The organism is Gordonia marina (assembly GCF_052036135.1).
Taxonomy (GTDB): Bacteria; Actinomycetota; Actinomycetes; order Mycobacteriales; family Mycobacteriaceae; genus Gordonia.
Genome location: NZ_JBPSDN010000061.1, coordinates 1 through 9,343, shown reverse-complemented (window position 1 = coordinate 9,343; position 9,343 = coordinate 1). Strand labels below are relative to the sequence as shown.

Below are 9,343 nucleotides of genomic sequence, written 5' to 3'. Positions count from 1 at the left end.
GGACCGCCGCCACCTTCTCCTCCGGGCTGTAGCGCCGCGTCTGCGGCTTCCCGGGAACCTGTTCCTTCGGCATGTACTCATCCTCGTTTCCAAGGTCACGAGCCTCCAAAGAACCCAGTGCGGTTCAGAGCCGACCGACCACCTAGGCTATGAGAAGGGCGACCCCGCCGGGCGACCGAGAAAGCTACTTGACCCTGGCTCCAATCGGCGCCGGCGGCAGCCAACTCGGCAGCATTAAACCTTCGAACTGCGGGCCGTCGATGACGTGCACATCTGCCTGGAACTCATCGCCTCCTTGTCATTCGAGAAGTTCCATCCGCACCAGAAACGAGCAGGCCCCATGACAACCAACGTCACCGGGCCTGCGCCTCACAGTTCTCCGACTTCTTCCCGGCGTTCGTTGCTCGGGACTACCGCTCCGAACGGTGAGTCACAGCGCATGCAGGGTTGGCGTCATCGGCGGATTCGGTTGCCGTGTCGGTGATGACGGCGGTCACCCGGTAGGTCCGGCGTCGCGGGAAAGCCGGTTGAGCAGGCCCGCCGCAATCGCCGAGATCGATCTCCGTGCGCGGCGAAATGGTCGGTGTCGACAGCGACGAAGACGGCGGTTGCGGTGAACCGGGTGACACTGTCGTCTCCGGTGCCGTAGCAGTGACGTGCAGAGCGCGGCCCCTCCTTCCGGTGAGGCGGCCGCTGATGCGGTGCGGGCGGCGCAGCGGGACCGGCAACAGGTACTCGACTGTGAGGCGGCGGGTGACCGCCGGGGTTGCAGCAACCACAAGGTGAGCCCGGCAGGTCATCACACGCGGCGGCGATCGCGCCGCCGTGCGCCAACCCCGGCGCGCCTAGATGCCGTTCGTCGAACGCGATATCGGTGAACACCTCATCGCCGCAGCGGTGCACGGCCATCTCAATGCCGTGCAGGTTGTCGGGGCCGAAGCCCATGCACCTCGCAGTGTGCGGGGGTAGCAATACTGGTGACTCGTCCGGCGGTTCCTCACGATGATCCGCCATCCGATCGGGTATGGCCGCCCACCGGCAACCGCGCGTTGGCGTCATCGTTGCGGCTGTCTCGTCACAGTTCCTCGCAACTGCTGGCCGCCACCTTCGAGCGACTGCTGCCCCACGTAATCCCACCGGCACCCTCGACGGGTCCGCTACGCAGCCAGCTCATCGAGCTACTCAGCCGACAAGCTTCCCTCTTTGCCGCGGCGCCCCTGCATGTCACGACTCTGGCCTGCCTTACCCTCGGGTCGCAAGTAGTGACCCAGGGAAAGCGTAGACGCGCAGACCCCAACCGGAACGCTGCGCATCCGGGTAATCGACCAGTACCGCCAACCATTTGAAGCCATTCTCAAAGCTCTCATGCCCGCGAGGAACTAGACGACTTCGACATCGAACTCGCAATGTGCCAACTTCTCGGACCGCTGGTATTTCGCACGAAGAACCGGGCTACGAAACATCGACCGGCACGACTGCGCGCACATCGTTGACGACTTCCTCGCCGCCCACCAACGCACACACACCCCTCAACCGGAACGCACGATCAACCCGACCGCAACGCAAAGAATCGGTCGAATCGCGCCGCCACTGGCAAAACAAGTTCGGCGAATGGCTCGCTGCCAAACATGGTCAGTCCACTTAGCGGCGGGACGCGAACCCGGGATGACTGAATGGCAGACCACGTGAGAAGGCGACGCCTATGGTCGCGCCCGCGCCATCGATGATTCCCCACGTCGTCTCCAATAGGTGTGCGGCGAAGAACTTGTCGTCCACCCCTTGCTCACGACCGCCGTCGGTCCACCACTGCGTCGCAGATAGACCAGAACCCAGAATGGACGCCACGGCCATGGGAATAATCGAGGTATCTGCATGAATACGCTGCAGAGATTCAGTAAACCGACCGGCGATGACCTCCATCACCGACCTCAATTGCTCCGCAACTCCGCCACTTCCCGATCCGGAGTACTCAAACAAATGATTCGCCATAAGAAATCTGACGACCACGGGATGTTGCCCGACGAGCGCGACGTACGACTGGATAGACGAGCGAACCATGTCGTCGACCGAAGCATGATCTTGCTCGGCAAAAATTGTGACTTGCGCCGACTCCCACATCAACGCCCCGAGCTTCGCCGCCACCGCCCCGTTCAAGCCCGCTTTGTCGCCGAAATAGCGGTACAGCTTCGGTTTAGATACCTCGGCCTCCGCAGCGATGTCGTCCATGCTGACGCCTACGCCACAGCGTTCGATGGCCCGTATGGCCGCCTCGACCAGCTGCGCGCGTACCGCGACCCGATGTTCATCCCACCGCGTGCTACGGGCATCACGCACCCGACGCTGTACCTGAGATGGTGCGGAGGAAACGCGACGGACGACTGACATTGTGGAAGCAACGATACCGGAAGGGCCCTCCCCCCGCAATCATCAGCTATGTGCGTCCGGTCATAGGCATCAAGAGTTAGCCTTTCTCCGTGGCTGCGTCCAATCGCGCCACCGCTTCGTTGAAATCGTTCGGTGCCTCCATGTTGATCATGTGACCGATCTGCGGCAACACCACGAAATCGTGCAACTGCCCGCGCTGCTGCAGCCGTTCGGCGAGATCGGTGGAATGAACCTCGGGTGTCAACCGGTCGGCAGAGCCCACGATCACTGTCGTCGGAACCGCAAGTGAGTCGACTCCTTTGCTGACATCGATAGTGGCCAGGACCCTGCCCCACATTCCCCGAACCGCAGGAGGGCAACGCAGTACTATCTCAGAACACTCAGCCACAACGTCGGCCGACGCGTGCGGACCCATCGTCCCGTACTTCACCAACCGCCGGTTGAAGCGCGTGTCAAGCATCTCCGGCCCCGCCATGGCGAGCCCGGCCGCGAAGGCCCGCTCCAATGAGGCGCGGAATCGACGCGGCGACCCAATCAGCGTCGATCTACTTACCAACTGGGAGGGTCCAGTGCTCGCCAAGACGGCACCGCGGGACAGGAGGGGCACCGACTCCGGGTGCTCGGCAGCCCAACCCATGACCGACATCCCGCCCATACTGTGACCGGTCACCAATGCCTTACGACTCGACGTGACGACAGCCCGCAGGACAGCCTCGAGATCGTCGCCGAGGACCGACGAAGAGAAAGAGGTATGACCCCGGTCACTCCAGCCATGCCCTCGTTGGTCATACACCACCACACGGTGTGTGCTGGCGAAGTGTTCGATCTGAGGTCTCCAGAATCGGCCCTGGCAAGCCCACCCGTGACTGAACACCACCAGCGGCGCATCATCACCCAGCCCGTACTCCTCAACGAACAGCCTCGTGCCGTCACTGGAGAGAACCTCCCGCGACCGCCGCGACAGTAGGCCAGCTCCCGAAGACTCAGAGGTCATCGAAACTCACCGTCACAGCGTCGGTGAGCGGAAGTGCCTGGCACGCGAGTCGCTCACCGTCCTCGATGTCGTCGTCGACGAGGATGTTGTTTTGCACCATGTCGACATCGCCTTCGATGAGTTTGCAGACACACGCGCTGCATGCGCCCTCTCGACACGAGTATGGGGCGTTGTGCCCTTGCGAGAGAAGCACGTCGAGCAGCGGCGCGTTACGTGGCCATGCCGTGGTGATGCACTCTCCGTTGAGATAAACCGTGGCCGTCGCCACACCCTCGTCGTCACTGAGTCGACGCAGTGTGGCGGTGTCGAACGGGTCACCCGCCAGAGACTGGAACACCTCCCGATGTACATCCGAATGGTCCACTCCACACGCGGCGGCGGACCTTTCCACCAGGTCCATGAAGGGGGCAGGGCCGCAGGTGAAGATCTCCGCCCCTTTGTGGTCACGGATAATTTTCTCGACAGCCTCGGATGTGGGGATCCCGTTCTCGGACTCAAGCCAGCCGACCAAAGTGAACCGCTCGGCGAACTCAGAGCTGATCTGCTGAAGCTGGCGCTCGTACATGATCGAGTCGGCGTCACGGTTCGCGTAGAACAGGACGACTTCCCCACCGCCCGACACCAGTGCCGACTTCACCAGCGACAGGATCGGCGTGATGCCGCTTCCGCCGGCGAAGAAAAGCATGTCGACGTCGAGGCTCTTCGCGGTAAACTTTCCCGACGGCGTCAGTACGGTCATTTCCATGCCGACGGAGACGTTGTCGCACAACCAGTTCGACGCATATCCCCCAGCGGTGCGCTTGACCCCGATCTCGAGGCGGAAGTCATCGACATGAGGTGAACTGCTCAGCGAATAGCATCGTGCGACGTGGCCCGTCTGGTCGGACGGGATCTTCAGCGTAATGAACTGCCCGGGAAGGTGTTTGAAATCGTCGACGATCTCGTCAGGCACCTCGAAGGCGATGCTCACCGAGTCCTTGGTCTCTTGCACGACCTCCGACACGGTCAGCGTCCGCGACCGGGCGGTGGTGCCCGGCCGATTCTCCTGCTCGACGGTCATTTGATGATCCCCCGCTTGCGAGCCAAGGCGTAGCCCGCGCGTGTCATCGGCGCAGCCATGTCCTGGTAGCGCGGACCCACAACGCGTGCGACAAAGTCAAAGCCCCGTGCGTCTGCGCCGATCAACACGCGGGGCTTCTTCTTGTCCATTCCTTTGAGGATGGTGGACGCCGCTTTTTCCGGGGTGGTCCTGGCGATGTTGTTGAACATCGAGGCAATGGTCGCGGTATCTGCCCCCATATCGGATACACCCCGAGCGTTATTGACGATATTTGTCTTGACGCCACCGGGGTGAACGCATGTCACCGTGACCGGATACCGGCTGATTTTCATCTCTTGGCGAAGTGCTTCGGTGAAGCCACGCACACCGAACTTGGCGGCGTTGTAGGCACTCTGACTGGGGATTCCGACCAGACCGAAGACGCTGGAGGTGTTCACCAGATGACCATCACCGGAGGCGATCAGATAAGGCAGGAACGCCTTCGTCCCATTGACGACACCGCCGAAATTGATACCCATCAGCCAGTCAAAGTCCTCCCAAGACATGTCAACAACGTCGGCGCCGAGGGCGACGCCGGCGTTGTTGAACACCATGTTCACGCGCCCGAATGTCGACTGGACGCTGTCGGCGTAATCCTGGAAGGCAGCACGATCTGCCACGTCCAACACGGCGGTCTCGACTTTCGCCCGATGCGCGGTACGGCACATAGCCGCCGTCTCTTTGAGATGCATCTCGTCGACGTCGGACAAGGAAAGGCTGGCCCCGCGTGCGGCAAGTTGAAGCGCAAGGGACCGGCCGATCCCTGAAGCGGCTCCCGTGACGACTGCGACCTGGTTCGCATAGTTATCTGTTGTCGAACTACTCACTGTTGTGTACTCACTTCTCCGATGACCTACGGCTGGGTTGTCAGGCGATCTCGTACTCGGCGGGCTTGAAGTCTTTCGTCGCTCGCCAGTACTGCCAGGTGAACCCGGGCCACACCGTACGGTTGACACCCTGCGAGTCCAGATACCAGCTCGTACACCCGCCGTTGGTCCATACCCCCTTGGCGAGCTTGTGCTGAATGTTCTTGTTGAAGTGTTCTTGAACCTCGGGCCGCACATCTACACGCTGCGCTCCGCGACTGTCGACGGCGTCGATGGCCTTCATGATGTACTTGATCTGCTGCTCGATCATGAATACGACAGAGTTGTGTCCAAGACCTGTGTTGGGTCCGAGCAGGAAGAACAGGTTCGGGAAGCCCTCGGTGGTGATGCCGAGGTGGGTGTTGAGGCCCGTCCGGTGCCAGTGCGACGGCAGGTCTTCGCCCCGGGCGCCCTTGAGGGCGAGTTGATCGAATCCGTCTGTGACATGGAACCCTGTGGCGTAAATGATCACATCTACAGGATGTGACACGCCGTCAGCGGTGACGATAGAATCCGCGGTCACCTTTTCAATCCGATCGCTGATCACTGTCGTGTTGGGCGCGGCGAGTGCAGGGTAGTAGTCGTTCGATCCCAGGATGCGTTTGCATCCGATGCGGTAGGACGGCATCAGCTTTCTGCGTAGCTCAGGGTCGGCGATAGAACGCTCGATGTTCCATTTCGCCACTTTTTCGATTGGCCGCATAAGGTTGGAGTGGCCGTTGAGCCCGAAGGCCAGGCTCTCTGCGCCCCAGTAGACCGACCACCGAGCGAGGCGGCGTGTGATAGGGATCTTGCTGAGCACGGTCCGAAGTGCCGTCGGCACCGCGAAGTTCTTGCGTGGAAGTACCCAAGCCGGGGTGCGCTGGAACACCGTGAGTGTGCCGGCCTCCTTCTGCACGAATGGCACGAACTGAATCGCGCTGGCACCGGTGCCAATGACGGCCACCCGCTTGCCCTGGAGGTCCACCGTGTGGTCCCACTTTGCCGAATGGAATGCCTGGCCGGCGAACTCATCGATTCCGGGGATGTTCGGATAGTTCGGGATGTGCAGAGCGCCGACACCGGACACGACGTACTGCGCGATGTACTCCCGGCCCGACTCGGTACGCAGGTGCCACCGAGATTCGGACTCGCTCCAGTATCCGGAGACCAACTTCTGCCCAAAATGGATCTTCTGAGTGACACCACGCTTGTCGGAGATCTCTTTCAGGTACTGCTCGATTTCGGGCTGTGAGGACCACACCTTCGACCAGCTACCGCGGCTCTCGAACGAGTAGGAGTACATCAGGGACGGCACGTCGCATGCGCATCCTGGATAGGTGTTGTCGCGCCACGTCCCACCGACGGAGTCGGCCTTTTCCAGCACGATGAAATCGTTATTCCCGCGCCGGCGGAGCTGCACGGCCATACCGAGGCCGGAGAAGCCGCTGCCGATGATGAGTACCTTGGTAGTGATGGGTTCGGTCGTTCCCGGGTCTGTCGCCGTGGCGGCGCGCGGCGCGCGCTTGGTGTTGGAAGACGGCATTGAGTGAAGGTCTCCTGATCAAAGAGTAGAGCGAACGGACCTGCTCGGCGCGGGACGCGTGGCAGGCAGATGTGAGGCATCCGTCTGAGCCCAGAGAGATCCGGGCGTAGGGTCGAGAGACGGATTAGCGGCCGCGTGGACTCGGCCGGGACGGGTCAGCGCAGGTCGTCGGGGAGGCTGCGCGTTGCGCGCCACATCGCCATCGTGAATTTCCCCTCCATCATCCCGGCCTCGTGGAAGAACCGGATCATAGGCTCGGACATGAACTGCAAATTGACGCGATAGTTCGGGCTCGTCTGCTGCGCCCACAGCCCGCGCAGACGGTTGATTCCGACAGCGGGGTACACCTTCGGATTGATGAGCAACGGGTACGCAAAGTTCGCAATGACCGCCAGCGTGCCTCGATGCCAAGCGCGCGAGATGCGTCCGCGACGCTGCATCCCCTCCACCATTTCCAGCCGCGCGAAGGTGATGTGGCGGGCCTCTTCGAGAACGTGGATCTTCATGAGCTGGCGCAGGTGCGGCTGCATCTTCGGGTCATTCATCGCCTCACGCTGAGCGCGGTCGAGGATCTCTTCGATGAGCAATGTCGCGCCGGATACAGACGGGCCGAGAGGCACAAAATGCAGAATCTTCGCGAAGCCCAAGAATCCCTTCGGCAACTTGTACGGCGCCAGTCCCGTCTTGTTGATCAACCGGGCAAACATCGTCGAGTGACGTGCCTCGTCGCCGATCTCGTTGAGGGCGTAGAGGGCCCTTTGATCTGTCAGGGCACCTTTGGCAGACATTCGGAGCAGCGCTGAGCTGAGCAGATTCTCTGCGTAGATACCGAAGCTGAGAATGCTCACGATCTCGTGACGCCCGAGCTCCACCTTCTGCTCATCGCTCATCTTCTCCCACAGCTTGGTGCCGTAGAGCGAGACACGATGCTCTGGCAGGAAGTACTTTCCTTCCTCCCAGGGCGAGTCCCAATCGATGTCGATCTCCGCGTCATAGAATTTTTCGGCCGCCGCCCGCAGCAGTCGGCCGGCAGATCTCTGCATGTCGACAGGCTTGCGGGCGCTGACACGCGCAACGCCTTCCGTCGAGACGTCGGGCTTGATCTCCACATTTTGAACGGTCATGTGACACCTCCGTTGTGTTCCGGGCCGAGTTGAGTCTCGACTTCATACCCGATACTCTGGGTACCCGATACTGCTAGTGTCACTGCCAGTGTGTTCTTTTGTCAAGGCTTGATGTGAAGAAAGTGAGCTTTACGTGTCTGACGACCACGATCTCGACTACTCCGGCGTGGGCACCTTGGTGTGCCGCGGCAAGGAGATTGCTGTCGAGGTGAAAATCAAAGGCTATTTCCAGCCCCTCAACGGCTTGTACACCTGGTACGGCAGGATCGACAAGAACGATGCGCTCGACGCCCTCCTCGGGGGCAGGCGCACGGTTGCTGTCTTTGTGACACCACAGGGACGCGCCGAGTGCGTCGTGGGCGATCCTGATTTCTGGGATCGCTATCGCATCTCGGGCACGAGCAGGCCGCCGTACCACATCCCCACCACCCTGGAGGAAGTGGAGGCGATAGCAGAGAGCGAACATCACAGCTGACCGATCTGCGCAGCCGCCCTGGGGGCGCCCCCCCAACAATCCAGTCTGAGAGGAAATTTGTACGTGGCCAGGCCGTCGATCATCCGGAACCGTCCATCGAGGCGTTCTGCCGGCACCGGTGAGTACAGCGCTGTACTGGAAAAGGTCGCCTGGTTCACGCTGCGGCGCAAGGGGGTCGTGGCGTTGGTCTGGGTCGTGGTCGCGGTCGGCCTCGCAGTGCTGTTCCCGCAGCTGGAGTCGGTGATCCGACAGCAGTCGGTGGACCCGATACCCGCGGGCGTACCGTCATTTCAGACGCTCGACCGGATGGGTGAGGCGTTCAATGAGAAGGGGGCCAAGACCACCGTCTTCGTCGCCATGGAGAACGACGAGGGCTTTTCGGACACCACCCGCGCCCTATATGACGAATTGGTGACCACACTACGTGCGGACACAGAACACGTCATCGCGGTCCGCGACCTGCTCGGTGACCCGCTCACGGAGAGTCAGGCGTTGAGCAAGGACAAGAAGGCGTGGTATCTGCCTATCGGTGTCACCGGGACGTTGGGCGGGCCGGACGCTGCCGACGCGGTGGAAGCGGTCCGTGACACCACGGACGAGATCTTCGGTGGTACCGGCACAACTGTCCGGGTGACCGGTCCACCTGCCACGTTCACCGACCAGCTCGCGGTCGGCGAGTCCGATCTGATCGTGATCACGCTCGCCACGGTGCTGTTGATCGCCGGGATCCTACTGATCGTTTACCGATTGTCGACGACGCGTGAATACTGACCCCCAGACGACGGGTGAAAGTTGACCCCCCTCGTCATTCTGGAGGGATGATTTCAGTGGAAGACTGGGCCGAGATCCGTCGGCTGCACAAGGCGGAGGGGTTG

General features: G+C 61.5%; 7 protein-coding genes and 3 pseudogenes. 3 read left to right on the top strand and 7 right to left on the bottom strand.

The features are described 5' to 3' along the window. Positions 1–453 precede the first annotated feature (453 nt). Positions 454–1,014, bottom strand: a pseudogene (locus ACSEEN_RS20905) (PaaI family thioesterase). Between the two features lie 53 nt (positions 1,015–1,067). On the opposite strand from ACSEEN_RS20905, the pseudogene ACSEEN_RS20900 reads away from it, so the two are divergent. Further along, positions 1,068–1,689 (top strand): annotated as a pseudogene (locus ACSEEN_RS20900) (TetR family transcriptional regulator C-terminal domain-containing protein); the annotation flags it as partial. On the opposite strand, the gene ACSEEN_RS20895 reads toward ACSEEN_RS20900, so the two are convergent. The 6 genes from ACSEEN_RS20895 to ACSEEN_RS20870 form a co-directional block, all read right to left on the bottom strand. Beyond that, complete coding sequence (locus ACSEEN_RS20895) at positions 1,642–2,385, bottom strand: TetR/AcrR family transcriptional regulator (RefSeq protein WP_440714201.1); 744 nt, start codon at positions 2,383–2,385, stop codon at positions 1,642–1,644. The pseudogene ACSEEN_RS20900 and the gene ACSEEN_RS20895 sit on opposite strands and share 48 nt — an antisense overlap. A 76-nt stretch (positions 2,386–2,461) precedes the next feature. Continuing rightward, on the bottom strand, positions 2,462–3,379 hold the full coding sequence (locus ACSEEN_RS20890) for an alpha/beta fold hydrolase (protein WP_440714200.1): 918 nt from the start codon (positions 3,377–3,379) through the stop codon (positions 2,462–2,464). Continuing rightward, complete coding sequence (locus tag ACSEEN_RS20885; protein ID WP_440714199.1) at positions 3,369–4,439, bottom strand: 2Fe-2S iron-sulfur cluster-binding protein; 1,071 nt, start codon at positions 4,437–4,439, stop codon at positions 3,369–3,371. The genes ACSEEN_RS20890 and ACSEEN_RS20885 overlap by 11 nt, the downstream gene beginning before the upstream one ends. Continuing rightward, positions 4,436–5,305, bottom strand: a complete 870-nt coding sequence (locus ACSEEN_RS20880; protein ID WP_440714198.1) for an SDR family NAD(P)-dependent oxidoreductase — start codon at positions 5,303–5,305, stop codon at positions 4,436–4,438. The genes ACSEEN_RS20885 and ACSEEN_RS20880 overlap by 4 nt, the downstream gene beginning before the upstream one ends. 40 nt (positions 5,306–5,345) lie before the next feature. Continuing rightward, positions 5,346–6,869 carry a flavin-containing monooxygenase gene (locus tag ACSEEN_RS20875; RefSeq protein ID WP_440714197.1) on the bottom strand — a complete coding sequence of 508 codons (1,524 nt, stop codon included), beginning with the start codon at positions 6,867–6,869 and terminating at the stop codon, positions 5,346–5,348. A 155-nt stretch (positions 6,870–7,024) separates the two neighbouring features. Beyond that, positions 7,025–7,993, bottom strand: coding sequence for an AurF N-oxygenase family protein (locus ACSEEN_RS20870; RefSeq protein ID WP_408949324.1), 969 nt, complete (start codon positions 7,991–7,993; stop codon positions 7,025–7,027). 133 nt (positions 7,994–8,126) lie between these two features. Here ACSEEN_RS20870 and ACSEEN_RS20865 point away from each other — a divergent pair, with 133 nt between their 5' ends. Both ACSEEN_RS20865 and ACSEEN_RS20860 read left to right on the top strand, forming a co-directional pair. Further along, positions 8,127–8,468 (top strand): DUF4873 domain-containing protein, encoded by a 342-nt coding sequence (locus ACSEEN_RS20865; protein ID WP_440714196.1) that lies wholly within the window; start codon positions 8,127–8,129, stop codon positions 8,466–8,468. 57 nt (positions 8,469–8,525) lie between these two features. Further along, positions 8,526–9,215: pseudogene (locus ACSEEN_RS20860) on the top strand (MMPL family transporter); the annotation flags it as partial. Between the last annotated feature and the right edge of the window lie 128 nt (positions 9,216–9,343).

Excerpts from the sequence above, each read along its gene's own strand:
- ACSEEN_RS20895 (WP_440714201.1), bottom strand. The coding sequence starts at position 2,385 with ATGTCAGTCGTCCGTCGCGTTTCCTCCGCACCATCTCAGGTACAGCGT.
- ACSEEN_RS20890 (WP_440714200.1), bottom strand. The coding sequence starts at position 3,379 with ATGACCTCTGAGTCTTCGGGAGCTGGCCTACTGTCGCGGCGGTCGCGG.
- ACSEEN_RS20885 (WP_440714199.1), bottom strand. The coding sequence starts at position 4,439 with ATGACCGTCGAGCAGGAGAATCGGCCGGGCACCACCGCCCGGTCGCGG.
- ACSEEN_RS20875 (WP_440714197.1), bottom strand. The coding sequence starts at position 6,869 with ATGCCGTCTTCCAACACCAAGCGCGCGCCGCGCGCCGCCACGGCGACA.
- ACSEEN_RS20870 (WP_408949324.1), bottom strand. The coding sequence starts at position 7,993 with ATGACCGTTCAAAATGTGGAGATCAAGCCCGACGTCTCGACGGAAGGC.